24 protein-coding genes and 1 pseudogene are annotated in these 26410 nt (G+C 70.7%); 5 read left to right on the top strand and 20 right to left on the bottom strand.

The genetic code is table 11. The features are described from left to right. Positions 1 to 20 precede the first annotated feature (20 nt). Positions 21 to 1115 (bottom strand): alkene reductase, encoded by a 1095-nt coding sequence (locus CPY97_RS04835; RefSeq protein ID WP_096421021.1) that lies wholly within the window; start codon positions 1113 to 1115, stop codon positions 21 to 23. A 161-nt stretch (positions 1116 to 1276) separates the two neighbouring features. Next, entirely contained in the window at positions 1277 to 2833 is a 1557-nt protein-coding gene (locus tag CPY97_RS04830) for an L-lactate permease (RefSeq protein WP_096421020.1), read from the bottom strand. A gap of 109 nt (positions 2834 to 2942) precedes the next feature. Here CPY97_RS04830 and CPY97_RS04825 point away from each other — a divergent pair, with 109 nt between their 5' ends. Together CPY97_RS04825 and CPY97_RS04820 are read left to right on the top strand one after the other, a co-directional pair. Next, positions 2943 to 3773: a DedA family protein gene (locus CPY97_RS04825; RefSeq protein ID WP_150129194.1), complete on the top strand. Its 831-nt coding sequence runs from the start codon at positions 2943 to 2945 to the stop codon at positions 3771 to 3773. Continuing rightward, positions 3770 to 4744 carry a DUF368 domain-containing protein gene (locus tag CPY97_RS04820; RefSeq protein WP_231924042.1) on the top strand — a complete coding sequence of 325 codons (975 nt, stop codon included), beginning with the start codon at positions 3770 to 3772 and terminating at the stop codon, positions 4742 to 4744. Before CPY97_RS04825 ends, CPY97_RS04820 begins: the two co-directional genes overlap by 4 nt. 9 nt (positions 4745 to 4753) lie before the next feature. On the opposite strand, the gene CPY97_RS04815 is transcribed toward CPY97_RS04820, so the two are convergent. The 6 genes from CPY97_RS04815 to CPY97_RS13685 all read right to left on the bottom strand — a co-directional run bounded on the left by CPY97_RS04815 (position 4754) and on the right by CPY97_RS13685 (position 9483). Further along, entirely contained in the window at positions 4754 to 5422 is a 669-nt protein-coding gene (locus CPY97_RS04815) for a metal-dependent transcriptional regulator (protein WP_096421018.1), read from the bottom strand. A 9-nt stretch (positions 5423 to 5431) separates the two neighbouring features. Beyond that, complete coding sequence (rdgB, locus tag CPY97_RS04810) at positions 5432 to 6049, bottom strand: RdgB/HAM1 family non-canonical purine NTP pyrophosphatase (protein ID WP_096421017.1); 618 nt, start codon at positions 6047 to 6049, stop codon at positions 5432 to 5434. Then, positions 6049 to 6801 carry a ribonuclease PH gene (gene rph, locus CPY97_RS04805; protein ID WP_096421016.1) on the bottom strand — a complete coding sequence of 251 codons (753 nt, stop codon included), beginning with the start codon at positions 6799 to 6801 and terminating at the stop codon, positions 6049 to 6051. Before rph ends, rdgB begins: the two co-directional genes overlap by 1 nt. Next, complete coding sequence (gene murI / locus CPY97_RS04800) at positions 6798 to 7640, bottom strand: glutamate racemase (RefSeq protein WP_096421015.1); 843 nt, start codon at positions 7638 to 7640, stop codon at positions 6798 to 6800. The genes rph and murI overlap by 4 nt, the downstream gene beginning before the upstream one ends. Positions 7641 to 8077: 437 nt before the next feature. Next, positions 8078 to 8794 (bottom strand): hypothetical protein, encoded by a 717-nt coding sequence (locus CPY97_RS13690; RefSeq protein WP_231924041.1) that lies wholly within the window; start codon positions 8792 to 8794, stop codon positions 8078 to 8080. Continuing rightward, positions 8710 to 9483, bottom strand: coding sequence for a cryptochrome/photolyase family protein (locus CPY97_RS13685; RefSeq protein ID WP_231924040.1), 774 nt, complete (start codon positions 9481 to 9483; stop codon positions 8710 to 8712). Before CPY97_RS13685 ends, CPY97_RS13690 begins: the two co-directional genes overlap by 85 nt. Before the next feature lie 80 nt (positions 9484 to 9563). Here CPY97_RS13685 and CPY97_RS04790 point away from each other — a divergent pair, with 80 nt between their 5' ends. Next, positions 9564 to 10865 (top strand): nicotinate phosphoribosyltransferase, encoded by a 1302-nt coding sequence (locus CPY97_RS04790; RefSeq protein ID WP_231924074.1) that lies wholly within the window; start codon positions 9564 to 9566, stop codon positions 10863 to 10865. Positions 10866 to 10980: 115 nt separating this feature from the next. Here the strand turns inward: CPY97_RS04790 and CPY97_RS13420 are convergent, their stop codons facing one another. Together CPY97_RS13420 and CPY97_RS04785 are read right to left on the bottom strand one after the other, a co-directional pair. Further along, complete coding sequence (locus tag CPY97_RS13420; protein WP_161494074.1) at positions 10981 to 11157, bottom strand: hypothetical protein; 177 nt, start codon at positions 11155 to 11157, stop codon at positions 10981 to 10983. A 190-nt stretch (positions 11158 to 11347) separates the two neighbouring features. Continuing rightward, positions 11348 to 15136, bottom strand: coding sequence for a chromosome segregation SMC family protein (locus CPY97_RS04785; protein WP_096421013.1), 3789 nt, complete (start codon positions 15134 to 15136; stop codon positions 11348 to 11350). Between the two features lie 96 nt (positions 15137 to 15232). Here CPY97_RS04785 and CPY97_RS04780 point away from each other — a divergent pair, with 96 nt between their 5' ends. Beyond that, a complete protein-coding gene (locus CPY97_RS04780) occupies positions 15233 to 16219 on the top strand; it encodes an N-acetyltransferase (protein WP_096421012.1) in 987 nt (328 codons plus the stop codon). Positions 16220 to 16509: 290 nt separating this feature from the next. Here CPY97_RS04780 and mutM read toward each other — a convergent pair whose 3' ends face one another. From mutM to CPY97_RS04750, 6 genes are all read right to left on the bottom strand, one after another. Next, the gene (mutM, locus tag CPY97_RS04775) at positions 16510 to 17439 is read right to left on the bottom strand and encodes a bifunctional DNA-formamidopyrimidine glycosylase/DNA-(apurinic or apyrimidinic site) lyase (RefSeq protein ID WP_096421011.1); all 930 of its coding nucleotides are present in this window, start codon (positions 17437 to 17439) and stop codon (positions 16510 to 16512) included. Positions 17440 to 17469: 30 nt separating this feature from the next. Continuing rightward, entirely contained in the window at positions 17470 to 18177 is a 708-nt protein-coding gene (gene rnc / locus CPY97_RS04770) for a ribonuclease III (RefSeq protein ID WP_096421010.1), read from the bottom strand. A 22-nt stretch (positions 18178 to 18199) separates the two neighbouring features. Further along, on the bottom strand, positions 18200 to 18403 hold the full coding sequence (gene rpmF / locus CPY97_RS04765; protein WP_096421009.1) for a 50S ribosomal protein L32: 204 nt from the start codon (positions 18401 to 18403) through the stop codon (positions 18200 to 18202). A gap of 75 nt (positions 18404 to 18478) precedes the next feature. After that, a complete protein-coding gene (locus CPY97_RS04760) occupies positions 18479 to 19009 on the bottom strand; it encodes a YceD family protein (protein ID WP_096421008.1) in 531 nt (176 codons plus the stop codon). 118 nt (positions 19010 to 19127) lie between these two features. Continuing rightward, on the bottom strand, positions 19128 to 20495 hold the full coding sequence (locus tag CPY97_RS04755; protein WP_197702258.1) for an aspartate aminotransferase family protein: 1368 nt from the start codon (positions 20493 to 20495) through the stop codon (positions 19128 to 19130). 87 nt (positions 20496 to 20582) lie between these two features. Next, positions 20583 to 21350, bottom strand: coding sequence for an FAD-binding domain-containing protein (locus CPY97_RS04750; RefSeq protein WP_197702257.1), 768 nt, complete (start codon positions 21348 to 21350; stop codon positions 20583 to 20585). Between the two features lie 31 nt (positions 21351 to 21381). Here CPY97_RS04750 and CPY97_RS04745 point away from each other — a divergent pair, with 31 nt between their 5' ends. Then, on the top strand, positions 21382 to 21903 hold the full coding sequence (locus tag CPY97_RS04745; protein WP_096423365.1) for a DUF402 domain-containing protein: 522 nt from the start codon (positions 21382 to 21384) through the stop codon (positions 21901 to 21903). Here CPY97_RS04745 and CPY97_RS04740 read toward each other — a convergent pair. From CPY97_RS04740 to CPY97_RS13870, 4 genes and pseudogenes are all read right to left on the bottom strand, one after another. Next, positions 21890 to 24100 (bottom strand): transglutaminaseTgpA domain-containing protein, encoded by a 2211-nt coding sequence (locus CPY97_RS04740; RefSeq protein WP_096421007.1) that lies wholly within the window; start codon positions 24098 to 24100, stop codon positions 21890 to 21892. The two genes, CPY97_RS04745 and CPY97_RS04740, sit on opposite strands and share 14 nt — an antisense overlap. After that, complete coding sequence (locus tag CPY97_RS04735) at positions 24097 to 24957, bottom strand: DUF58 domain-containing protein (protein ID WP_150129193.1); 861 nt, start codon at positions 24955 to 24957, stop codon at positions 24097 to 24099. The genes CPY97_RS04740 and CPY97_RS04735 overlap by 4 nt, the downstream gene beginning before the upstream one ends. A 37-nt stretch (positions 24958 to 24994) precedes the next feature. After that, positions 24995 to 25888, bottom strand: a pseudogene (locus tag CPY97_RS04730) (AAA family ATPase); the annotation flags it as partial. Beyond that, positions 25887 to 25988 (bottom strand): PLDc N-terminal domain-containing protein, encoded by a 102-nt coding sequence (locus CPY97_RS13870; RefSeq protein WP_231924073.1) that lies wholly within the window; start codon positions 25986 to 25988, stop codon positions 25887 to 25889. The gene CPY97_RS13870 and the pseudogene CPY97_RS04730, both read right to left, overlap by 2 nt. Between the last annotated feature and the right edge of the window lie 422 nt (positions 25989 to 26410).

Genomic DNA, 26410 nt, shown 5'->3' with positions numbered 1-26410 from the left:
GTGACCCTGTGGCGTGACGGCTACGCGGCCGCTTCGTCGTCAGCCTCATCGAGCGTCGGGTAGTCGGTGTAGCCCGTCGCGTCGCCGCCGTAGAACGTGGCCGGGTCGGCCTCGTTGAACGGGGCGCCGGTCTTCAGGCGCTCGACCACGTCAGGGTTCGCGAGCGCGAACTGGCCGAGCGGGGCGATGTCGGCACGGCCCGCGTTGATCTCGTCGGCGATCTGCTCGCGAGTGCGGCCGTAGCGCAGCACCAGCAGCGTGTTCGGCCACGCCTTGCGGATCTTCTCCAGCAGCACGTCGTCGCCGCCGTGGTGCAGGTTCAGGTAGACGAGGTCGAGCTTCGCGAGCTCGCCCACGAGGTGCAGGTACTGCTCACGTACCTCGTCGACCGTGCCCTCGTCGAGGCCGCCGAGGGGCATTCCGGGAGAGATGCGAATACCGGTGCGGTCGGCGCCGATCGCGTCGGCAACGGCCTTCGACACCTCGACGACGAAGCGCGAACGATTCTCGACCGATCCGCCGTACTGGTCGTCGCGCACGTTGGCGTTCGGGGCGAGGAACTGGTGGCCGAGGTACCCGTTGGCGGCGTGGATCTCGACACCGTCGGCACCGGCCTCGACGGCCGACTTCGCGGCGTGCACGAACTCGGCGATCACGTCGGCGATCTCCTCGGTCGCGAGCGCGCGCGGCTCGGGAGCCGGCTGCATGCCCGCCGCCGTGAACATGTCGACGCCCGGGGCGATCGCCGAGGGGGCGACCGGCTGGCGGTGGTGCGGCGTGTTGTCGGGGTGCGACATGCGGCCCACGTGCATCAGCTGAATAAACAGGTAGCCGCCACCGGCGTGAATCGCGTCGGCGGTCTCGCGCCAGCCCTTGATGTGAGCATCGGTGTAGATGCCGGGGGTGTTCAGGTAGCCCTGGCCGTCATCCGATGGCTGCGTGCCCTCCGAAATGATCAGCCCCAGGGAGGCCCGCTGGCCGTAGTACTCGGCGGCGAGAGCACCCGGCGTACCGTCTGCGTTCGCACGGCTGCGCGTCATCGGTGCCATCGCAAGGCGGTGCGGGAGGTCCATGCGGCCGACGGTGATCGGCTGCCAGAGGGAGTCCAAAGACATAGCGGTATCGCTTTCTCTACATCGGGGAACAGCGGAAATGGGCGGGCGGCGACGATGTCGCCGCGACCGCCCGTGGCCAACAAGGCGTTCAGCCACAGTAAACACGGAACGTGGGAAGACAAGCCCCTATTCCCGATCAGCGGGATGCTCGGAGCACCTTCTCAGGACAGTGTCAGCACCAGCGCGAACGCCCCGCCCAGGATCGTGCACACCACAACCCACGGGAGTGTGCGCCGCAGAATGAGCCCCTCACGCCCGGCGAGGCCGACGGTGGCGACCGCCGCGATGATGTTGCCGGGGGCAATGAGGTTGCCGAGTGCGGCACCGTAGCCCTGCGCACCGAGGAGTGGAAGCGACGGCGCCCCGATCGCCCGAGCCGTCGACACCTGCAGGTCGGTGAAGAGCAGGTTCGAGGCCGTCGCGCTACCCGTGATGAACGACCCGAACACTCCGACTGCCACAGTGAACAGCGGCCATGCCGCTCCCGTCGACGCAGCCGCCTCGGCAAGCGTCTGCGTCATGCCCGAGGCCGACATGGCACGGGCAATGGTGATCATTCCCACAAGGGCGAGAAAGACGGGCCCCAGCTGCAGGGTCGCCGACACGACCGCGATGCGGATGCGCCGCCACGACGCCCTCTGGATCAGCGCGCCCACCACGAACGCCACGGTGAGCAACATCGTCGGGTGATACAGCGGCTGCACGGATCCGGCGAAGCCCCCGGGAAGCTGCCATTCGAGCGTGACCGAGCGCAGCGCATCCTGAATCGGCGGAATCAGCCGGGTGACCAGCACGATTGCGACGAGCACCAGGTACGGGGCAGCGGCCCGCAGCACCGACAGCTCGGCGACCACGGTTTCTTCCACGTCCGGGTGCGGGTGGCGCGCCCCCGCGGCGACCTCCGCCCGCTCGCGTCGCCAGGCGAGCACGATGGAAAACAGGATTGCCCCGACGAGGGCGCCGCCAAGCGCTGGCAGCTCCGGGCCGACGAACCAGGCGATCAGACTGTAGGGCAGGAAGAAACTCGCCCAGGCGAGCAAGCCCCAGCCGACGAGCCCGCGCCGGTTGCCGTAGGCGCTGCCGATGATCACGATCAGCACGACGAGCAGGATCCAGCCGAGGGCCAGGTGGTATGGCAGGACGCCTCGGGCCAACACCTGGCCGGTCGTCTCGGGCAGGGTCGTGGATGCAATGGTCGCCTGGGCAAGGATCGGCGTACCCACGGCGCCAAACGAGACGCCCGCCGCGTGACCGACGAGGGCGGCCGCGACCGCGGCAACAGGCTTCATGCCCGCTGCGACGAGGAACGGCGCCGCCAGGGCAATCGGCGTGCCGAAACCCGCCGCACCCTCCAAGAACAGTGCGAAGAACCAGGCGACGAGCAGGGCCCCGAGCCGCGGGTCGGGGTGCAGCACGGCGAGCGCCAATCGCAGGCGAGCCGCGGCGCCGGTCGAGCGTTGCAGCACGTGAATACCGAGCGCCGGGCCGATGATGCCGATGATCGTGAGCGCGATGAAGCCCGCCTCGGCGACGACGCCGGTGAGCGACCAGGCGAGCCCCGGGTCGGCATCCTCGCCCACCCCGAAGCCGAAGCCGACGACGGCCAGCACGAGCGTCGCGGCGGCGGTAACCAGCCCGGCCCGCGCAGCCGACCAGCCGACCACCGTCATGAGCACGAGAACGGCGAGCACGGGCAACGCGGCGAGCACAGCGAGCATCGGCGGGAGGCGTCCTTCCGGTCGCGTCCACCATATCCAGGGGTAACGGAGGGTCAACGATCACCACCCCGGATAGGCGGGACGCCCGCGCGGCGATACGCTGAACCCCTTGCCCCGCACCGCTGGAGTCGCCATGTTGCCCATGGACATCGGACTGTTCGATGTCGAGTCGCTGATTCGCGACGCTGGCCCCTGGGCGCTGATCATCGTCTGCGGCATCGTATTCGTTGAGACGGGGCTGCTCATCGGCTTTCTGTTGCCCGGCGACACCCTGCTGATCTTGACGGGTGTATTGACGTTCACCGACGTGATCCCCCAGCCCATCTGGCTGGTGGCGCTGGCGATCACCCTGTCGACGATGGCCGGCGACAACCTCGGCTACCTGATCGGGCGCAAGGTCGGCCCGCCAATCTTCAACCGCAAGCAGGCAGGGTTCTTCTCGAAACGCAGCGTCGCCCGCACCGAGGCGTTTTTCCTGCGCTACGGCGGATTCGCGATCACGATCGCGCGCTTCATCGCCGTCGTGCGCACCATCGCCCCGGTTGCCGCGGGTGTCGGCCGGATGCCCTACCGGCGTTTCTTCTTCTTCGACACGATCGGCGCGATTCTCTGGGGCACCGGCCTTCCGCTGCTCGGCTACGGCATCGCCCAGATTCCCGGCGTTGCCGACTGGGTGATCGCCTACATCGACATCGTCCTGCTGGTCATCGTGGGCATCGTGCTCATCGGCATCGCGTACCACTGGTCCCACGAGCGGCATCAGCAGAAAATCGAAGACGAGCTGGAACGCGCCGGTGTTGAACTGCCCCCCGTCGAGATCTGGGTTGACGAGCCCGTCCACGATGGCCGCCACGAGGCGACGGAACCGGCCACGACAGCTCCGAGCTACGGCGTGGGACCGCACGACGGCAAGCACGAGAAGGAAAACTACCCTCTGTGAGCATCACGCCCCGCGCTGCAGCGCGCTCCATCCTCGACGCCGCACGCGGCTCGCTCATCGGGTTCGCCGAGGTCGTGCCGGGCATTTCGGGTGGCACAGTTGCCCTGATCGTCGGCGTCTACGACACCCTGATTGACGGGGCAGGCCATCTCGCTCGCGGCGTCGCTCGACTCGTCAGCGACGGGCTGCGCGGGCGCGGTACCGCCGGCGCCCGCGCCCACTTCGGCAAGGTGCACTGGGCGGCCGTACTTCCCATCGGCATCGGGATGCTCGCGGCGATTCTCGTCGGAGCCGCCCTCATCGCGCCGCTGCTTGACGAGCATCCGACCGAAACCCGCGCGGTGTTCTTCGGGCTGATTGTCGCGTCCCTCATCGTGCCGATTCGCATGGTCGGCGGCCGTTGGAAGGCGCACGAGTACCTCATCGCCGCGGCAGGCGCCGCATTCGCGTTCCTCCTGACCGACATCCCGAGGGCACCCGACCAGGACCCGACGTTCTTCGTGATCCTGATCTCGGCCGCCGTCGCGATCTGCGCGCTCGTGCTGCCCGGTGTCTCGGGATCGTACCTCCTGCTGACCGTCGGCATGTACGCGCCGACGCTCGCCGCGGTCAACGACCGCGACCTCGCGTACCTGGGCACGTTCATCCTGGGCGCGATCCTCGGCCTCGGCGTTTTCGTTTCTGGCCTGCAGTGGCTGCTCGCGAAAAAACGCCGCGTCACGCTCATCGTAATCACGGGCCTCATGCTCGGCTCCCTGCGCGCGCTGTGGCCGTGGCAGGAAGATGACGGGTCAGTTCTGCCCGCCGAGTCGAACTGGCCAATCATGATTGGCTTGGCTGTAATCGGTGCGGTGGTGATCCTTGCACTGATCGCCCTTGAGCGAATGTTGGTGGCGCGCAAGCTCATGTCGGAGGACGTCGTCAGCGACCCGTCGACTGATTCGATTCCTACGGTGGGCGACTCGCGGTAGCGTTCGACCCTAGACGGCGAGCCACACGGCTCGCGTAACGGCGGGGTCGACGACGATCGTCGAGCCCGACGCGCGCACGAGGGCGACCCCCGCGGCGGGCGACCGGTCGTCGCCGACCCGGACGCGTTCATCCAGGGTCAATGCCAACCGGTCGAGCACGCGCAGCACGTCGGGGTCGCGGTCGCTGATGCGCACGACCGCCCCCGTCGTTCCAGGTGGCGCCTGGTCGAGGCGCACCGCGTCAGGCCGGATGATCGTGCCGTCTTTGCGAGGAATCAGGTCGCCGTGCGGGTCGCGCGTCGGGTGTCCGAGCTCCGCGTCGATGCGGTCGAGCAGGCGGTCGCTGAGGGCGTGCTCGAGGACCTCGGCCTCGTCGTGCACCTCGTCCCAGCCGTAGTCGTGCCGCTCGACGAGCCACGTCTCGATGAGGCGATGGCGGCGCAGCATCGCGAGGGCGCGGGCGCGGCCGGCGTCGGTCAGCGTGATCGCGCCGTACGGCCGGTGGTCGACGAGCCCGGCGGCGGCGAGCTTCTTCACCATCTCGGTCACGCTCGAGGGGGCAAGGGCGAGGGCGACGGCAAGCTGGCTCGGCGTGATCGGCTCGGGCTGCCACTCGGTGTGCTGGCAGATCGTCTTCAGGTAGTCGTCGGTGACGGTGGTGGCGACCGTGTCAGACATGGGGTGACCTTACGCTCCGTAGCGCTCGCGCAGGACGGCGGCGAGGGCCGCGAAGGCTCGCGCGCGATGGCTGATGGCGTTCTTCTCGTCGGCGGTGAGTTCGGCGCTCGTGACCTCAAGGCCCTCGGGGATGAACACCGGGTCGTACCCGAACCCTCCCCCGCCGGCGGCCTCGAGTGCCACGCGGCCCGGCCAGACGCCGAGTTCGACGTGTTCGCGGGCGTCGTCGGTGCGGGTGGGGTCGACGAGGGCGGCGGCGCAGGTGAACTGTGCGGCGCGATTCTCAGCAGGCACATCGGTGAGGTTCGCGAGCAGGTGGCTCACATTCGCCGCGTCATCGCGGCGCCCTGAGTAGTGCGCCGAGTCGATCCCGGGCGCCCCACCCAACGCGTCGACACCGATGCCGCTGTCGTCGGCGATCGCGACGAGGCCCGTGTGCTCGGCCGCGGCGCGCGCCTTGATGAGCGCGTTGGCGGCGAAGCTGTCACCGTCCTCCACCGGGCTCGGCCCGTCGTAGGCGACCAACTCGAGGCCGGGAAGGGCCGTACCGAGTATGCGCTGCAGCTCGGCCACCTTGTGCGCGTTGTGGGTGGCGACGACGGCTCTGAGCGTCGGGATGCTCGTCATCAGCGGCCGAGGATCTCGCGCTGCAGGCGGGTCAGCTCGGTCGTGCCGCCCACGGCGAGGTCGAGCAGAGCGTTCAGCTCGTCGCGGTCGAAGGGCGCGCCCTCGGCGGTGCCCTGCACCTCGACGAAGCGGCCGTCGCCGGTGGTGACGACGTTCATGTCGGTCTCGGCCTTCACGTCTTCGACGTAGGCCAGGTCGAGCATCGGGGTGCCGTCGATGATGCCGACGCTCACGGCGGAGACCGTGCCGGTGAGGGCGGCGGCACGACGCGCGATGAAGCCCTTGTCGCGGCCCCACTCGACGGCGTCGGCGAGCGCGACGAAGGCGCCCGTGATGGCGGCCGTGCGGGTTCCGCCGTCGGCCTGCAGCACGTCGCAGTCGATCTTGATGGTGTTCTCGCCGAGCGCCTTCGTGTCGACGACGGCGCGGAGGCTGCGGCCGATGAGGCGCGAGATTTCGTGGGTGCGACCGCCGATGCGGCCCTTCACACTCTCGCGGTCCATGCGCTCGTTGGTCGACCGCGGCAGCATGCCGTACTCGGCGGTAACCCAGCCCGAGCCTTTGCCCATGAGCCAGCGCGGCACGCCGTTCGTGAAGCTCGCGGTGCAGAGCACCTTGGTGCCGCCGAAGCTGATGAGCGCGCTGCCCTCGGCCTGGGCGCTCCAGCCGCGCTCGATCGTGACGGGGCGCAGCTGGTCGTTTGTACGCCCGTCGGCGCGCAGGCCGGAGGACTCGGCGATGGTGGCGTTCATGCGGTGGGGCCTTTCGGAAGGGGGATCGTGCCGGTCGGGAAGGGGTCGACGCGCGTGACCGCGGGGCCGATGAAGCGTCGGGCGAGTTCGCGGAACCGTTCGGTGTCGGCGCCGGTTGCCTCGAAGACGTGAGCGGGAGCATCCGTTCGGGTGGCCTCGATGCCGTGCGCGACGAGGCGGCGGTAGACGTCGTAGGCGGTCTCTTCCGCGCTCGAGACAAGCGAGACCTCGGGGCCGACGACGTACTGGATCGCCCCGGCGAGCAGCGGGTAGTGCGTGCAGCCGAGCACGAGCGTGTCAATGTCGGCGGCCTTCAGCGGCGCCAGGTACTGCTCGGCGAGCGCCAACACCTCGGGGCCGGTCGTGATGCCGGCCTCAACGAATTCGACGAAGCGCGGGGCGGCGGCGGTCGACAGCTGGATGCTCGGGTCGGCCACGAACGCGTCGCTGTAGGCCCCGGATCGGATCGTTCCCTCCGTGCCGATGACGCCGATGCGCTTCGTGCGCGTGCGGCGCACGGCGGCGCGCACGGCGGGCTGGATGACCTCGACGACGGGAATGCCGTGGCCTTGTTCGAAGCGTTCGCGCGCGTCGCGGAACATGGCGGCTGATGCGGTGTTGCAGGCGATGACGAGCAGCTTGACGCCCTGGTCGACGAGTTCGTCGAGCACGGCGAGAGCGTGTTCGCGCACCTGCGCGATGGGGCGGGGACCGTATGGACCGTTCGCGGTGTCGCCGAGGTAGACGATCTGCTCGCGCGGCAGCTGGTCGATGATCGCGCGGGCCACCGTGAGGCCGCCGACGCCGGAATCGAAGACTCCGATCGGCGCGTTGCTCACCCGCCCCAGTGTAGGCGCGCGGCGTATTCGTGTTCCGCACCCCGGGAGTCACGCCTCGCCGCGACCTTGGAGTGCTGGGGCCGCGGCCACGGGAGAGGTCCTCTGCGTATTCCGTATGTGCCTCTCACGGCGCACAGGTTTCGGCCCCGAGGTGGGCATTCGCATGCATCTGGCGCACGAAAGACGGCGAGTGTGCAGTTGTGGCGGAATCACGGCCGCACGGACGACCGACCACAAGTGCAACCTCGCGGTCCTTCGGGTCACGGGGGCGGCGCGACGGGAACGGGGCGCGGGCGGCGAGGCAGAGGGTGCCGTGAGTTGCGCATTGTGGTCGACTCGTGTTCCGTGAGGCAGCCACGACGCGCATTTCACCGGCAGGTAAGCGCGACGCGGGTGCGGGCCAGGGCCGTGGTCGCGCAGGCAGCCGCCGGCACGGCTCAGTACGCGTCGCGGGCGCGCTCCTGCGCGACAACCTGCTCGCGGTCGGCGAGGCGGCGCAGGCCCGCGAGCGGCTGCGCCATCCGGTGGTTTCCGCGGATGCGCGGCTCGACCCGGTCAAGGAACGCCCAGTACCCGGCCGTGAACGGACACGCATCGTCGCCGAGCCGCTTCTTCGGGTCGAAGCGGCACGAGCCGCAGTAGTCGCTCATCTTCTGGATGTACGCGCCGCCCGACGCGTACGGCTTCGTCGCCACCACTCCCCCGTCGGCGAACTGGCTCATGCCCACCACGTTGGCTGGCATGACCCAGGCGGTGCCGTCGACGAAGGCGTCGCGGAACCACGCCGTGAGCTCCGCCGGGTCGTAGCCGCGCTGCAGGGCGTGGTTGCCCAGCACCATCAGGCGCAGGATGTGGTGCGTCCAGCCGGTCTGCGCGACCTGGTCGAGCGCATCCGAGAGGCACGCCGCCGCGACGGCGGACGAATCCGGCCGCCACCAGTCCTCGGGGACCGGCGTGCGAGCATCCAGAAAATTGTTCGAGTCCGTGTAGTCCGGGCCGAGGTGCCAGTACAGGTGCCACACCCAGTCGCGCCAGCCGATGAGCTGGCGCACCAGGCCCTCGACGCTGTTCAGCGGCGCCCGGCCCGCCTCGTACTCGGCGACGACACGCTCGACGACCTCGAGCGAGTGCAGCAGGCCGAGGTTGATCGGCACGCTGAGGCGCGTGTGGGCCATGGCCGCGTCGCCGCGAACCGGCGCGGCGCATCCACGCCGATGAAGGGGGCGCCGGAGGCTGCGAGCCGGTCCAGATCCTCGCGCACGGATGCGTCGATCTCGTCTTCCGTCGGCCGCCACGGGTCGGGCAGGCCGAGGCTGACCGCGCCCTTCGGCGGGCGCTCGCGGTTGTCGGCGTCGAAGCTGAACTGGCCGCCGACGGGCTGACCGCCCTCCATGAGCAGGCCGGTGCGCTCGCGCACCTCGCGGTAGAAGCGGTCCATGACGAGCTGCGAGGCCTTCTTACCCGCCGCCCAGTCCTCGAACACCGCCCGGTCGGTAACGAAGCCGCGGGATTCGAGCACGGTGCCGCCGAGCTCCTCGACGAGGCGCCGCATGCCCCAGCTGATCGCGCCCACAGTCTCGAGCCGGTCGCCGGTGAGCCCGGCGGCCTCAAGCGCCTCGCGATGCGTCGGCCCGGAGATCACGCGCGCCCGCTCGCCGAGCTCGGCCGCCCGGTGCCGCAGCGCACTCAGGTGCAGATGCGCCTTTTGCCGGTGTACGGGGCGCTTGCGGTACTGGTCGAGCACCTCGACGAGAGCGATCTCGCCGCCATCGTCGAAGTGCGGGCCGAGCTGCTCACTCGTGAGCCAGCGCACCGGCCCCGACTCTCGGCTATTTCCGCTCACAACCCCACCCCTCACTGATGGGCCGAGCGTAACCTGGCCGCGTGACCACAGCCCTGAGAACCGACCGTTACGAGCTGACCATGATCGAGGCCGCCCTCGCGTCGGGGCGGGCTGACCGCCGGTGCCGCTTCGAGGTGTTCACGCGGCGCCTTCCGACCGGCCGCCGCTTCGGCGTCGTCGCCGGTACCGGTCGCCTGCTGGATGCTCTCGCCGACTTCCGCTTCGACGCCGAGACGGTCGAGTGGCTGGCCCGAGAGGGCGTCGTGAACACCGCCACGCTCGATCGCCTGCACGACAGCACCTTCAGCGGCTCGGTCGAGGGCTATGCGGAGGGCGAGCTGTTCTTCCCGAACTCCCCCGTGCTGAGCGTCACCGGAACGTTCGCCGAGGCGGTCGCGCTCGAGACGCTCGCGCTCAGCACGCTCAACCACGACAGCGCCATCGCGAGCGCCGCCGCGCGCATGGTCGCCGCCGCCGACGGTGCCCCCCTCAGCGAGATGGGATCGCGCCGCACCCATGAGGAGGCCGCCATCGCCGCCGCCCGCGCCGCCCACATCGCCGGCTTCGCCGCCACGTCGAACCTCGCCGCCGGTGAGCGCTGGGGCGTGCCCACGATGGGCACCGCCGCGCACTCATTCACCCTGCTGCACGAGAGCGAAGAGGAGGCGTTTCGCGCCCAGGTTGCCGCGCTCGGCCCCGGCACGACCCTGCTCGTCGACACGTACGACGTCGAGCGCGGCGTCGAGACCGCCGTGCGGGTCGCCGGCCCCGAGCTCGGGGCCGTGCGCCTCGACTCGGGCGACCTGCCGCAACTGGTGCGGCGGGTGCGCGAGCACCTCGACTCCCTCGGGGCGGTAAACACGCGCATCACCGTGACGAACGACCTCGACGAGTACACGATCGCGGCCCTGCGCGGCGCCCCCGTCGACGCGTTCGGCGTCGGCACGGCCCTCGTCACCGGCTCGGGCGCGCCCACGGCGGGCTTCGTCTACAAACTCGTGGCCGTGGAGGACGCGGAGGCGGGCGGCTGGCGTCCCGTGGTCAAGACGTCGGCCGGCAAGGTGTCGCGGGGCGCCGCGAAGCGCGGCCGGCGACTCATCGGGGCGGACGGCGTAGCCCGGGCCGAACTGGTCATCGTTGACGAGACGCGGGACGGCGTGCCGGATGCGCCCGCCGACCGCGACGAACTGCGCGAGGCCGGCGCGAGCATCCGCGATCTGACGGTCGCGTACGTGACGGAGGGCGAGATGGATGCGCGCCACAGAGGCCAGGACGGCGTGCGCCTCGCACGCGCCCACCACGCGTCCGCCATCGCCGAGTTGCCAGCGGAGGCGCTGCGACTCGGAGCCGGCGAACCCGCCCTGCCGACCGTCTACCAGTAGCGCGCGGCCCCGCAACCGCCCGCCGCGACACGACGACGCCCCGGCGGCGTGAGGCCGACCGGGGCGTGTCGAAAGGGGACGCGTAACAGGCCACGCCCCCGAGGACGGGTGCGTGTTACGGCTGCATGTCCTCGTCGATGCCGTCCTCACCGGGCATGCCCGGCTCCTCCGGCATGGGCTGCTGCTCACCCGGCAGCGGCTCGTCGACGGGTGCCTGGTTGACCGTGCCGTCGCCGCAGCCGGCGAGGGCGAACGTGCTGGCAACTCCGAGAATCACAAGTGCGCGCTTCATGAGCGTCTCCTTTCGATCGGTAACGAAAACGTAACGAGGTAGCGTGACCCCCGAAAGGGGGTAGACACTCTTTTGCAGGCAACGTGGAGGGAATGCCCTGGCGCGTGCCAGGAAGGCAGCGAGAGCGTCGCGCGCGGCAGATTCAGTACGCAGCGGCGGCAGCTGGCGGCGGCGTCAGCTCGCGGCAGGGTCAGCTCGCGGCGGCCTCAGCCTCGGGATCGGCGACCCGTTGGCCGACGACGGCGCTCACCCCGTCTTGGCGCATGCTGACGCCGTAGAGCGCGTCCGCGATCTCCATCGTGCGCTTCTGGTGGGTGATGACGATCAGCTGCGAACTCTCGCGCAGGTCGCGGAAGATCGTCAGCAGGCGACCGAGGTTCGCATCGTCGAGGGCGGCCTCGACCTCGTCCATGATGTAGAACGGGCTCGGGCGGGCCTTGAAGATCGCGATCAACAGGGCCACGGCCGCGAGCGAGCGCTCACCGCCCGACAGCAGGCTGAGTCGCTCGATCTTCTTGCCGGCCGGCTTCACCGCGACCTCGATGCCCGTCGTGAGCATGCTCTCGGGGTCGGTCAACATGAGGCTGCCGGACCCGCCGGGGAACAGGATCGGGAACACCTGGTCGAAGGCGATCTGCGTATCGGCGAAGGCCTCCGCGAAGATGTGCTGCATCGTCTCGTCGAGCTCGTCGATGATCGCCAGCAGGTCGCGGCGCGTGTTCGCGAGGTCGGTCAGCTGCTCGGTCAAGAACTTGTGCCGCTGCTCGAGCGCGGCGAACTCCTCCAGCGCGAGCGGGTTCACCCGACCGAGCTGGCTGAGCTTGCGCTCGGCGCGGGCGAGGCGCGCCTGCTGCTCTTCGCGCACGAACGGCTTGCCGGCGGGCGGCGTTCGCAATTCAGGATGCGAGTCGTCGGCAACGTGATCGGTCGCCGAATCGGCGCCGCCTTCCTGAATTGTGGACGCGGCCTGGCTCGCCACCAGTTCGGCCACGCGCCGCTCAGCGGCGGCGTTGTCGGCGTCGACCGCCTCGTCGCCAGACGCAGAATCGGGCTCAGGCTCGGCTTCAGCGAACGGGTCGTCGGGGTCGATGCGCGCCGCCGCCTGCGCGGCCACCGCGTCGGCCGCGGCCTGCGCTGCACTCGTCAGCGCGTCATCGTCGGGCACCGGCACCTCGGGCCCGTACTCGGCGACCAGCACGTCTTCGACGAGCCCCAGCTCGTCTCCCGCCCGCTCGAGCAACTGCGAGAGGTGCAGCTTCTTCTCGTAGATCTGCAGCTCGAGTCCGTGAACGCCCTCGGTGATGCCGGTGAGCCGCTCGCGCAGACCCGCCTCGGTGCGGCGCAGCTCGGCGAGCTCGTCGTTCTGCTGTGCCCGCTCGGCCTCCCGGGCGTGCAGGGCAACGCGGGCCTCGGCGACCGAACGGTCGACGGCGGCGAGCACGGCGGGTAGGGCTGCGGCGACCCGGCGGGCGGCGTCGACCTGGCGCTGCCGCAGCACCGCGCGGCGGGCGGCTTCGTCGGCGGCGGCGCGCTCGGCCTCGCGGCGGCGTCGCAGTTGCTCGGCCGCGTCGCGCGCGGCACGGACGCGCTCACGGGCCGTCTCGAGCGCGATGCGCTGCTCGACCTCGGCGGCGCGGGTCGCGTCGAGTTCGGCGACCAGCCCGTCGCGGGCGCTCGCGTCGAGCATGGGGCGCGGGCGCGACGAGAACTCGTCCAGCGCCTGCTGGGCGGCGGAGGCGGCGACCTCCGCATCCCGCACGCTCGCCTCGGCACGGTCGACGCCGGCGGCGAGACGCTCGGCCTCGGCCTCGGCGGCCTCCGCCTGCGTGCGCGCGCGCGACAGTTGCTCGCTGCGGGCCGCGCGCTGAGCATCCTGGTCGCGAACGGCGGCGAGCGCCGCCGTCGCATCGTCCTTTGCGGAGGCCAGCTCGTGCCGCGAGTCGTCGAGTACGCCGCGGGCGCGCTCAATCTCCGTCGAGACGTCATCGAGGGCGCTGGATGCGGCGTCGCGCTCGGCCGCCAACTCGAGGCGGCTGCGGCCCGCACCGGACCCGCCCCGCAGCACCGCGCGCGACAGCACCTCGCCGTCGCGGGTGACGACGGTGACGCTCGCGAGCGCTCCGAGCCGCTCAACGGTGGGCCAGGCGGCGCGGGCGGCCTCGAGGTCATCGGCGATGAGCGTGTGCGAGAGCAGCGAGAGCACGCCGTCGGGCGCGGTGACGACACCCGAGGCGCGCACGAGCCCGCCGGTCGACTGCGGCCCCGCCATCGGGTCGAAGGGAGTCAGCAGGTCGGCAAGCACGACTTCGACGCGGCCGCCCTCGTCGTCGCGCACGCGGCGGAGGGCCGCGATCCCGGCATCCAGGTCGTCGGCGAGCACCGCGTCGGCGAGCGTTCCGAGAGCGGCGGCGACCGCCGCCTCGTATCCGGGAGTCACCTGGAGGTGGTCGCTGACGAGCCCCCGCACGCCGTCACTGCCGGCGAGTCCTGCGGCGCCGTCGCCGACGTCGACCGCCTGCGACAGGGCGCTCACGCGGGCGGCGAGCGCGTCGCGTTCCCGCTCGAGCGAGTGCAGCTGCTCGCGCTCAGCGTCAATGCGCGCCGTCACTTCGGCGACGCGCGCGTCGGCGGCGGCGAGCGCGTCGTCGAGTTCCGCGTCGACGCCTTCCGCCTGCTCCAATTCGGGAAGGGCTGCGAGGTCGGCCCGGGTCTGCGTGACCCGCGCCTCCGCCTGCTCGAGCGCGTTCTGCTGGCGCAGCAGCTCACCACGGGCAGCGGCGAGCGTCGAGCGGGCGACGTCGACCCGCCCCGACAGGCTCTGCAGTTCAAGGTCGTGCTGCGAGACAAGCGCCGACTGCGCGGCGATCTCCTCGTCGAGCGAGTCGAGGGCAGCGCGGGCCGTCGCGGTGCGGGCCGCCGCCTCGCCGACACGGCGCTCGGCCTCCCCCACGCCGGCGGCGAGCTCGTCAGCCTCGGCGAGCGCCTCGTCGATCTGCGCCTGCGTGACGGTCGTCTGCGCGCCCGGCGACTCGGCCTGCTGGCTGAGCAGCGTGAGCTTCTGCTGGGCGAGCGACGACAGCGAGCGCAGCCGCTCCTGCACCTGCTCCAGCCCGAAGGCGACGCCGCGCGCCTGGTCAACGGCGTCGCCGACCATCTGCGACTCGATGCGCTGCACGCGCAGGCGCGCCTGATCCAGCTGCTCTTGCACCACGATGCGCTCGCTCGTGCGCTCGGCCTCGGTGCGCTGGTGCTCGTGCAGGGCGCGCCGAATGCTGACGACCTCGTCGGCGAGGAGGCGCGCACGAGCATCCCGAACGATCGCGGCGATCGTCTGCGCCTCGCGGGCGATCTCGGCCTGGCGGCCGAGCGGCGTCAGCTGGCGGCGAATCTCGCCCGCCAGGTCGTTGAGGCGGGTGAGGTTCGTCTGCATCGCCTCGAGCTTGCGCACCGTCTTCTCTTTGCGGCGGCGGTGCTTCAGGATTCCGGCGGCCTCCTCGATGAAGCCGCGTCGCTCCTCGGGGCTCGCGTGCAGCACCTTGTCTAGCTGGCCCTGGCCGACGATGACGTGCATCTCGCGGCCGAGACCCGAATCACTCAGGAGCTCTTGCACGTCGAGCAGGCGGCACGCCGTGCCGTTGATCGCGTACTCGCTGCCGCCGTTGCGGAACAACGTGCGCGAGATCGTGACCTCCGAGTACTCGATCGGGAGCATCCCGTCAGAGTTGTCGATCGTGAGGCGCACCTCGGCGCGGCCGAGCGGGCCGCGGGTGGCGGTGCCGGCGAAGATGACGTCCTCCATCTTGCCGCCGCGCAGCGTCTTCGCGCCCTGCTCGCCCATCACCCACGCGAGCGCGTCGACGACGTTCGACTTGCCGGAGCCGTTGGGCCCGACGATGCAGGTCACGCCCGGCTCGAAGTGGAAGGTCGTCGGCTGGGCGAACGACTTGAACCCCTTGATGGTCAAGGACTTCAGGTGCACGGGCGACGCCTCACGGGGATGGGGATGCGGACAGGCCTACCGTACCGGCTCGCGCGGGAGTAGCCTGGCGGGCTGGCCGAACGAGAGTGAGCAGACATGACCGGCCTAGAGATCACCGAGGTGGTCATTCCAGGCAGCGTCGACGCGCCGAACGCCGCCGACTTTCTCGCCTGCATCGACGTGCGCAGCGCGGTCTGGTCGCACGACTCGGGTACCCAGGACGAGGTGCGTCCGCCGGAGGAGATGCTTCCCGGCTGGAGGAAGCAGGAATTCGAGCCGAAACGGATGCTGTTGGCGCGTCTCGACGGACGCCCCGTCGGGCGCGCCCTCGCCGAGCGCGTCGAGGCTCTCGCGCGGGAGGCACGGGCGACGAAGTTCATCGTCTACGCCCCGTGCTGGAGGGTCGGCGGGCCGCGGCTCGCCGCACCCACGGGCTTCGGCGACGTGGCCGCCGATACCCCCGAGACCCGGCTGCTGCAGTCGTTCGGCTACCGGCTGGAGCAAGTGGAGCGGGGCAGTCGCCTCCCTCTTCCCGTGGATGCTGCCGTGCTCGAGGCGATGCAGGAGGAGGCGGGGGAAACAGCGGGAGACGAGTACCGCATCCACACGTGGGTCGATGCGACGCCGCCCGAGTGGCGGGAGGACATCGCGCACCTGCTGACGCGCATGAGCACCGACGCGCCGTCGGCCGGGCTGGAGGAGAGCGAGGACCCGTGGACGGTGGAGCGCCTGCTCGCCGACGAGGCCCTCGAGGAGGACAGCCCGACCGTGCGACTCGTCGCCGCGGTCGAACACGTGCCCAGCGGGCGGCTCGCCGGATTCACGGAGCTCGTCCTGCCGGAGAACCTCGCGCGCCCCGTTGACCAGGAGGACACGATCGTCGTGCGCGAGCACCGCGGGCACCGCCTCGGGATGCTACTGAAGATCGCGAACATCGCACACCTGCAGCGGGTGCGGCCCGGACACCCCCGCATCGTGACCTACAACGCGGAGGAGAACCGCCACATGCTCGACGTCAACGAGGCGATCGGTTTCGAACCGTTCGTCTACGAGGGGGCGTGGAGGAAGGACGTGCCCGCGTAGGCGCTGGTGCTCGGGCCGGGTGGGCGACGCACGAGTGTGTAGTTGTGGCTGTGCGGCGCGAGGCAAACCCGCCACGAGTGCACACTCGCGGCGACGTGTGGCCTCTGCCGCGCCTTCCACAGAAGCGGAAGGGTGAATCAAGGTCGACCTTCCGCTTTTTTGGAAGGTGCCGAAGGTGGTGAATGACTTCTCGGGGAGACGCCTACCGGGCACCTCACCGACGGGTGGCGAACAGTCGGGCTCCGACGCGGCGGCGCGACTCAGCCCCGCGTCTCGGGCGGCGGCGCGAGTCAGGCGGCGCGGCGGCGGGGGCGCGGCTGGCAGCGCGGGCAGAAGTGCGAGCCGCGGTTCATGAACTGCTCACGCACGATCAGACCTCCGCACCGCGAGCACGCCTTACCCTGCTGGCCGTAGGCGCGCAGCGAATGGCTGAAATACCCCGAAGCGCCGTTCACGTTGACGTACTGGGCGTCGAACGACGTGCCACCCTCCTCGAGCGCCCGCGCCAACACCACGCGCACCTCGGTGAGCAGCTCGCGAACGCGCGCAACGGGCAGCGACGCGGTCGGCCAGTCGTAGTGCAGGCGCGCCGCCCACAGCGCCTCGTCGGCGTAAATGTTGCCGATGCCGCTCACCAACGTCTGGTCAAGCAACGCCCGCTTGATGCCCGTGCGGCGCCGCCGCAGCGCCGCGACGAACGCCGCATCGTCGAACGCCGGGTCGAGCGGGTCACGTGAAATGTGCGCCACCTGGCCGGGAACGAGCGCGAGAGACGACCCGTACCCACCGGCCGCCCCGTCCGGCGTCTGCTGCAGCACATCGAGTGCCATCGACCCGAAGATGCGCTGGTCCACAAAGTTCACGAGCAGCTCGCCGTGCTCCGGGTGCACGATCTCGAACCGGATGCGCGTCAGCGGCCCATCGTCCGCACCTCGCGAGCGCAACAGCACCTGCCCGCTCATGCCCAGGTGCACGACGAGGGCCTCGACGGGGTCGCCGAAGGATCCATCGCCGACGGCCACGGGCATCCACAAGAACTTGCCGCGCCGCACGGGCGCGACAATGCGCGCGCCCGTCAGCCGGTCGATGAAGTCCTCCGCGGGACCGTCGTGGCGCTTCAGTGAGCGCTCGTCGAGCACCTCGACGCGCTCGATAGTCGCGCCCGTGACGGCGGGGGCGAGGCCGTGACGGACGACCTCGACTTCGGGCAGTTCAGGCACGGATGCTCGCCTCGCGCCACACGCGCCGGCTCACGCCGTGCGCGCCGACAGCGCCGTCCAGGCGCTCAACGCCGCGGCCATCTCGGCCTGCTTCTTGCTCGTGCCCACGCCCGACGCGATTGCCTCGCCGTCGACGACGACGGTCGCAGTGAACACCTTCGAATGGTCGGGGCCGGCGTCGACGACCTCGTAGACGGGCGCCGTGCGGCCGAGAGACGCGACCAGCTCCTGTAGCGACGTCTTAGGGTCCATGGCGGCGCCGAAACGGGCGGGGTCAGCGAGCAGCGGGTCGATCAGCCGCAACACCAGCGCGGTGGCCTCATCGCCACCACAGTCGAGATACGCGGCGCCGATCAGGGCCTCGACCGTGTCGGCGAGGATTGACGACTTGCCGCGCCCGCCGGTCAGCTCCTCGCCCTTACCGAGCTTCAGGTGGTCGCCCAGGCCGATGCCCCGGGCCACCTCGGCGAGCGCCACCGCGGAGACGAGCGACGCGCGACGCTTCGCCAGCTCGCCCTCGTCGAGGTCGGGGTAGCTCGAGTAGAGCATGACCGTGACGGCCTGGCCGAGGATCGAGTCGCCGAGAAACTCGAGACGCTCGTTGTTCGCCACCCCGCCGTTCTCGTAGGCCCACGAGCGGTGGGTGAGCGCAAGCTCCAGCAGCTCAGGGTCGATCCTGACCCCGAGCGCGGCAATAAGCGCCAACCGGTCGGGGGTCACCCCGGGGTCAGCGCTCATTGCCACGGATCGGTCGGACCGATCAGACGTCAGCGACCTTGCGGCCCTTGTACTCGAGGAACAGCGGGGTGCCCGCCGAGTCCTCAACGACCTTCGCGCGGTGGGGAAGGCTGTACACGACCTTGCCGTTCTCGACGGTCTTGACGAGCGTGGGGACCTCAGCCTTCCACTGCGAGCGGCGGGCGTGGGTGTTGGCGCGCGACTTCTTCCGCTTGGGAACAGCCATGGTGTCTCTCTTCTCTCTCAGCCTCGGCGCGCACGCGCGCCCAGGTTCAGTCTTCAGTCAGTGGGGGTGCCGGTGTCAGTCGGTGTCGGTCTCAGCCGCCCGGAATCCTTCCAGGGCAGCCCAGCGCGGGTCCATGACCTCGCGCGGCTTCTGTTCAGCGTGGTCCGCCAACTTTTCGCCGGTCTCGGGGTCGAGGCCGGGGCAGTCGTCGCGACACACGGGCTGGAACGGAAGCGCAAGCACAACCGCGTCCCGAACTACGGGTTCACAATCCACGTGATCATCGTGAACCGTGTAGTCGACAGCGTCCTCAGGAGAATACGCGAAAAGCTCCTGGAATTCGACTTCGAGGGGCCGCGAGACGGGATCGAGGCACCGCACGCACTCCCCCGACTGGATCGCGTCGATCTCCCCCGTGACAAGAATCCCGTCGTGCAGACCCTCCAGTCGCAGCTCGATCGCGAGCGGCGACCCCTCGGCAACGTATGCGGCGCCGACGCCGAGCTGCTCGGGGGCGGCGAACTCGAGGGTGCGTTCCCGCATTTCGCCGGGGCGATGCATGAGGTCGCGCACGGAGACGCGGTAGGGAGAAGTCGCGGCAGGCATAGCCGTTAAGTGTAAGGCCGCGACATCCACCCCCGATCAAACGGTGGATGCCGCGGCCCCATTACGGTAGGTCGTGCTCGCTCCGTGAATGCCCCAACGACACTGGGAGCGCGCCTGATCAGCCCTGCGTAACCGCCGTGAACGCCTCGTCGTACGCGATCAGCGCCCGCTCCACCTCCTCCGGCGTCACGACGCACGGCGGAACAACGTGGATGCGGTTGTCGGCGGCAAACGGCAGCACCCGGCGCGCCATCAGCTCGCGCTTCAGGGCGCCGATGGTGCTCGCCGGCACCGGCTCGCGCGTCGCGCGGTCGGTCACGAGGTCGAGCGCCCAGAACACGCCGAGCCCGCGCACGTCACCGATCATCGGGTGCTTGTCGGCGAGAGCCCGCAGACCCGGTCCGAGATGCTTCTCGCCGATCATCGTGGCGTTCTCGATGATGCCCTCCTCCTCCATCGCGTCGATGGACGCAACGATGGAGGCCATCGCCAGCGGGTGGCCTGAGTATGTGAGGCCGCCGGGGAAGACGCGCTCATCGAACGCGGCGGCGATCTCGGGCGAGATCACCACACCGCCGACGGGCACGTAGCCCGAGTTGACTCCCTTGGCGAAGGCGATGAGATCGGGAACGACGCCCTCCGGGTTGACGCTGTGGCCCTGCCAGGCGAACCATTCGCCGGTGCGGCCGAAGCCCGCCATCACCTCGTCGGCGATCCACACGATGTTGTATTTGTCCGCGATCGCGCGGACGCCTGCGAGGTAGCCGGCGGGCGGGGCGAAGATGCCGGCCGTGCCGGGAACCGACTCGAGCACCATGGCAGCAATCGTGTCAGGACCTTCGGCCTGGATGGTGCGCTCGAGGTGCTGCAACGCGCGCTCGCACTCTTCGGCCTCGGTCGTCGCGTGGAACTCGCTGCGGTACAGGAACGGGCCGAACACGCGCAGGTGCCCCCACGCGTACTCGTTCGGCATGCGCCGCCAGTCGCCGGTGGCGGCGATCGCCGCGCCGGTGTTGCCGTGGTAACTGCGGAAGGTCGAGATGACTTTGTGCTTGCGCGTCGTCAGGCGCGCCATGCGGATGGCGTTCTCGATCGCGTCGGCACCACCGTTCGTAAAGAAGACCTTCGCGAAGCCGGGCCCGGCCTTCTCGACGATGCGCTTGGCCGCCTCGCCCCGGGCGAGGTTGGCGTGCGAGGGCGCGACGGTCGCCAACTCGGCGGCCTGCTTCTGGATGGCCGCAACCACCTTCGGGTGCGAATGGCCGATGTTCGTGTTGACCAACTGGCACGAGAAGTCGAGGTACCGCTCACCGTCGTAGTTCCACACTTCGCTGCCAGCACCGCCGGCGATTACGAAGGGGTCGAGGGCACCCTGGGCGCTCCACGAGTGGAACACGTACTGGCGGTCGAGCTCGTACGCCCGGCGGCCGTCCGCGGGGTCGAGGTGGGGGTGGGCAGCAGTTGACCGGTTCATCGTGTCGGTCATGGTTATCGGTTCCTTGACAACGAGGGTGTGACGCGCCGGTGGGCACCGGCGCCGCTATCGCTCATTATCGCCGGTCGCGGCGCCGTGTCACGCGCCGATTCCGGCATCGCGAACAAGCCCCGGGATGCGCTCCGTGAACGGGAAGAAGCCGCGCGTCGCGTGGGGCCAGGCACGGGCATCCCAGCCGCGCAGCACGGTCTCGATCACGATGCCGTCCCCGGCGGCTTCCGCGCGCGCCCGGTCGAGCGCGTCGGCGGCGTAGCCGGTGGGCGCGTAGGCGGTCACGATGCGGCCGACGTCGTGCGCGCGGCCTCGGGTGAGCGGCCGCTGCTCGGGCGCGGCACCGGCGGGCGGCGGGGGCGGCCCGTCGAGGGGTTCCGCGGTCGTCGCGAGGCCGCGCGGCCGGTAGCGACCGTCGGTGAACCGGGCGATGTTGTCCGCGGTCGCCTGGTAGGTCTTGCCGCGGGTCTGCAGGCCCGCCACCCAGCGCCAGCTGAGCGTGTTCGAGGCGGGGTCGCCGTCGAGCAGGTTCCGCAGGAAGACGTCGGCGCCGAGCTGCCAGGGCAGGCGCAGGGTGAAGATCCAGATGCTCGCGAACCACATGCGCGCGTGGTTGTGCAGCCAGCCGTCGGCGACGAGCTCGCGCGCCCAGTCGTCGAATCCGTCGATGCCGGTGCGTCCCTCGATGGCGGCGAGGTACCGCTCGCGCGGACCCCGTGCCGCTCGATGACGGCCGCCACGAGTTCCTGCTCGGTGATGAGCCGATGGCGCACGTAGGGCGACAGTGCGCTGACGGTGCTCGCGTCGGCGAGGGCGTGAGTCACGCCCCTCAGTGTCGGCGGGCGCGCCGGGCATTCGCTGAGGGGCGGTCGGTAGCCTTCCGAGCATGACCCTCGAGCCCGGCTCCGATGCCGAGCTGCGCTGGCGCAAGTGGGATGGATCACCGCACTGGGTGCATCCGGTGATCGTGCTCGGCGAAGACGAGACGGGCGTCTGGTTCGGCCAGCAGCAGGGCACCGTGAGCCGCCGCCCGGGGGCCGACTTCCACGCCTACCGGCCAAACGTGAAGGTGCTGATGCCCGGCGAGCAGTGGATGCCCGCGTTCTTTCCCGACCGCGAGGGGTCCCGCATCGGCCTCTACGTCGACATCGCGGCCGAACTACGGCTCGAAGAGTTCGGGGCGTCGGCCATCGACATGGACCTCGACGTGATCGTGCGCGCACCCCGCGCCAGCCCCTACATCGACGACGTCGACGAGTTCTCCGAACACCGCCGCACGCTCGGCTACCCCGACGCGGTCGCGGCGCGCGTACTCGCCGACGCCCGCCGGGTGCGCGACCTGGCCGCGCGACGGGAGGGCGTCTTCGACGGCCGCGCCGCCGCGTGGCTTGCCCTTATGGAGCGCTGATCAGCACCCGCGCGTCGTCGGGCTCTCGGTCGATGAGGGAGACGGGGGCGAGCACGGCAAGCACGCGCCGCCACCAGGGCACGGCGGCGCGCAGCGCAGCGATCACCGGGCGGACCGGCGGTGCGACGAACCCGTCGCCGTGCGGGCCGGCGTAGGCACGGGCCTCGAGTGCCGTGACGAGCGGCGCGACGAGCGCGACGTCGACCCCCCAGCGGGCGCCGAGCTCGCGCACCGTGCGGGTGGGTTCGGCGGCGAGCCCGAGGTCGCGGGCCGTGTCGCGCACCTCACGCCAGACGATCAGCGGATCGGTGGCGCGCATCCGCCGGCGCCTGCGGCTCGCCCGCCACAGCGCCGGCGTCGCGAGCAGCACCAGCGCGACGACCGCGAGCGCGCCAGCGATCAGGTTCGAGCGCAGCACAGGATCGACGAGGATGCCGCCGTCATCGCCGACGCCGCCGGCCTGGTCGTCGCCGCCGTCGAGGTCGGGAATCCCGTCGGGACCCCCCGCGTCGGTCTCGCCATCGGGGTTCGCCGGGTCGCCGGCATCGATCTCACCGTCGGGGTTCTCGGGGTCCGCCGGGTCGGTCTCGTCCGGCGCCGGCGTCTCACCAGCGGGAGGCACGACGTCGTCGCCGATGAGGATGTCGTCGCTCGCGTACTCGGGCAGCACACCGAGGCTCGGGGTCGGTTCGAAACGCACCCAGCCGAGGCCATCGAAGTGCAGTTCGGGCCAGGCGTGCAGGTTGTCGGAACTCACGATGTACTCGCTCGGCACCTGCGGGTTGCGCGCCCCCGGCAGGAAGCCCACGGCTATGCGCGAGGGGATGTCGAGCGTGCGCGTCATCAGAGCCATCGCGCTCGCGAAGTGCACGCAGTATCCGCTGCGCTCGACGAGGAACTGCGCCACGATGTCGGCCCCCGAGCCGTCGTAGCCGCCCTCGACGGGCGCATCCTCCGAGTAGGCGAACTGGCCACCCGTGAAGAACCGTTGCAGGGCGATCGCCTGCTCGTAGGGGGTTCGCGCCTCGGCGGTCGCCTCGAGCGCCGTCTGCGGGATGCTCGGATCGAGCCCCTCAGGAATCTGCAGGAATTCGTCGAGCCCGTCGCCGCGCACGGTCGTGCCGGCCGGGTCGATCACCCACTCGCCAGAGACACCGGAGACGGTCGCCGGCGCCTGCGGCAGCGGCAACCACTGGGTGCGCAGGGTGCGCAGGCTGATGCGGGTGTCGAGGGTTCCGGTCGTCAGCTCGTCGGGCAACCAGGTCGGCGGCGACAGCTCGGCGAGCGGCACAGCGGGGGCGTCGAACTCGACCGGCAGCACCTGCTGGCCGGCGAACTCGGCCAGGTGGGACAGCGTCAGGTACACGCCGCCCTCTGCGTCCGTCGAGTAGCGCAGCGCTTCGACGGGGCTCGAGCGACGCAGGTCGTTGCCAAGCTCGAGGACGGGGTTCACGCCCGTGACGAGGCTGGCCGGGCCCGTGCCCGCCGGGTTCGCCCCGACGACCGCGGTCGGCAACAGCCCCGGAACGATCACGGCGGCGATCAGGGCCGCGCTCACCGCCGCGATGAGGCGCGAGACCCCACCCGGTCCCCCGACCGCCGCGGGGCGGTGCAGCGCGAGAACCACGAGGAACGCGGCAGCGGTCGCGAGCACGCTGACGAGCGGCAGCGCCCCCGGCGCGACGACGACCGGGATCGCGAGCAGCGCCAGCAACGGCACGGCGAGCAGCGCCGGACGGCGGGTGGCGGCAACCAGCGCGTCAGACAGCACGGCGAGCGCCCCGACGCCGGCCGCGAGCAAGAACCGGATACCGTCATCGGCGAACGCGGGGACCGCCTGCTCGACGATCGACAGCTCGCCCTCGCGGATGAGCAGCGAGAAGCGGAGGAACGTCTCCGGCAGCGGGACGATCCCGAGCAGTGCGGTGTCGGCAGCGAACTGCACCACGATCGCGGCGAACAGGGCGGCCGCCCCGGCGACGACCGACCAGAACGCCCGCCACACAGGAACGAGGCGTCGCACGACCGCGGCGACGATCACGCCGATCGCCGCCGCCACCATCGTGGGCACGTACCACGAGCCCTCGCCGATGACGACGGTGAGCGCGCTGAGGGCGGCGCCGAGCGAGACGAGCACGGCGACGCTCAGCCACCAGGCGGTCGGGGCGGGCCGCGCCGCGCGCACGCGGGCCGTCACGGCGCGGCTCCCCGCAGGATCGCCGTCGCCTCGGCGGGGGCGGGCTGCCCATCGATGAGTCGGCGCCAGGCGGCGTCCACCGGCACGCTCGGGTCGACGCGGGCGACCTGCCAGCCGGCGCGCGTGAATTCGTCGGCGAGGGCCAGCACTTCGGGGGCGTCGGCGGTGCCGTGCGGGGCGACGAGCAGGAGGACCGCGACCGTTCCCGGAGCGCGCTGGGCGAGCATCCAGTCGATCGTCGTTCCCCGGGGCTGCGAGGCGATCGCGATGAGCGGCACCGAGGGGTGGGCCTCGAGCGGGGGCGGCGTACCGTCAGCGGCGGCTGCGCGCAGCAGCGCGAGCTCGCCGAGCACCGGAGCAAGCGCCGCCGAGATGCCCGGGGCATCGGCGAGCGGGGGCTGGGCCGTCTGCGGCGTCGACGTAGTCAGGTCGACCGCATACCCGCGCTCGACGAGGTGTGCGGCCGATGAGGCTGCCATACGCACTGCCCACTCGAAGCTCGGCCCACTCGGCGGCCCGGGGCGCAGCCCGCGGCGCTCGATGTCGCCGTAGCCATCACGATCGGTGTCGACGATCAGGCGCGAGTGAGGGCCGGCCTGTGGCTCGTCCTGGCGCACCATGAGCTCGCCGTGCCGCGCCGTCACCCGCCAGTGCACGCGGCGCAGCGCGTCACCGTCCCGATACTCACGGGTGACGACGTCGTCGTCGGCGCGCTCGCGGGAGCGGCTGCTGCGAGGGCCCGCCTCGGTCGACGGCTCGGGCACGGGGCCCGCGTCCAGAGGCAGCACCTGCGGCACCACCAAGTGGGTCGCCTCGGCCGTCGTGTCGGTCACCCGCACGGCGAGGGCGAAGATCACGCCGCGGAGGGTGGGACGGGGCACGGGCGACGCCGGGTCAGTCGTCGGACGCCGGAACCGGCACAGGGGTGGCCGCCACGATGCGGTCGATCACCTCGTCGACGTGGCCGACCGGGCGGCCATCGGGATGCTGTGCGCGCGGCACGAGGATCACACGGTGCGACAGCACGGTCGTCGCGAGCGCGTCGATGTCGTCGGGCACGACGAAGTCGCGCCCGTCGAGCGCGGCTCGGGCCCGGGCCGCGCGCACGAGCTGCAGCGTCGATCGGGGGCTCGCGCCGAGCCGCAGGGCGGTGTCGTCGCGGGTCGCCTGAGCGATGAGCACGGCATAGCGCTCGACGGCGGGACTCACGTAGACCTCGCGAACGGTCGCGATCATCCGGGTCAACCCCGCGATGTCGACGACCGGGCGGCACTCGTCGAGCGGGCTCACGCGCTCGCGATCGCGCAGCATGCGCTGCTCGTCGTCAACCGCCGGATAGCCGATCGAGATGCGCGCCATGAAGCGGTCGCGCTGCGCCTCAGGAAGCGCGTAGGTACCCTCCATCTCGATGGGGTTCTGCGTGGCCACGACGAGGAAGGGCTTGGCGAGAGCGTGGGTGCGACCGTCGACGGTGACCTGGCCCTCTTCCATGCACTCCAGCAGCGCCGACTGCGTCTTCGGACTCGCGCGGTTGATCTCGTCGCCGATGACGATGTGCGCGAACACCGGACCGGGGGTGAACTCGAACGTGCCGGTTTGCTGGCGGTAGACGCTGACGCCTGTGATGTCGGCGGGTAGCAGGTCGGGCGTGAACTGAATGCGGCTGACGCGGCCGTCGACGCAGCGCGCGAGCGCCCGGGCGAGCACGGTCTTGCCGACACCGGGAACGTCCTCAATCAGAAGGTGCCCCTCGGCGAGCAGCACGGTCAGCGCCGTGTCGACGGCGTCAGGAGCGGAACGGGTCGCCGATGCGGCGCCCGAGAATGAACCACACCAACGTGCCGAGCAGAGGGAAAAAGAACACGACCACGGCCCACACGAGCTTCATCGGCATGCTGAGCTCCGTCGATTGCGCGATCTGGATGAGCGCCACAACGATGAGCACCAGCCACAAGAGGCCAAGCAGCATGAACACTGTGCCTAGGGCAACCAGGCCAGGAATCGCTTCCATGCGTCCGAGCCTGGCAGAGCGGGATGCTCGTGTCGAGCAGGCGACGAATCAAAAATCTTTGCGACGAATCGCCGTATGCCTCTTGCGGGATGCACGCAGCAACCGCTACGTTCGTGTCCGCTCACACGTCGAAAGAAGGCCGAGCATGTTTATTCTCACCACGGGACAGTCCCGTCACACTGCCGGCGTCGTCGGCGTCCTCACCGCTTAAGCGGGTAGCGCTCTCGCCACCCGTCCTGTCGATGGCGACGCTCACGAAGCTCGATCCCCTCGCTCTGCGCCCCTGCGCATCCTGAGTG

Origin of the sequence: Microcella alkaliphila, assembly GCF_002355395.1 — a bacterium.
GTDB lineage: Bacteria > Actinomycetota > Actinomycetes > Actinomycetales > Microbacteriaceae > Microcella > Microcella alkaliphila_A.
This window is presented reverse-complemented; position numbering and strand designations above follow the sequence as displayed.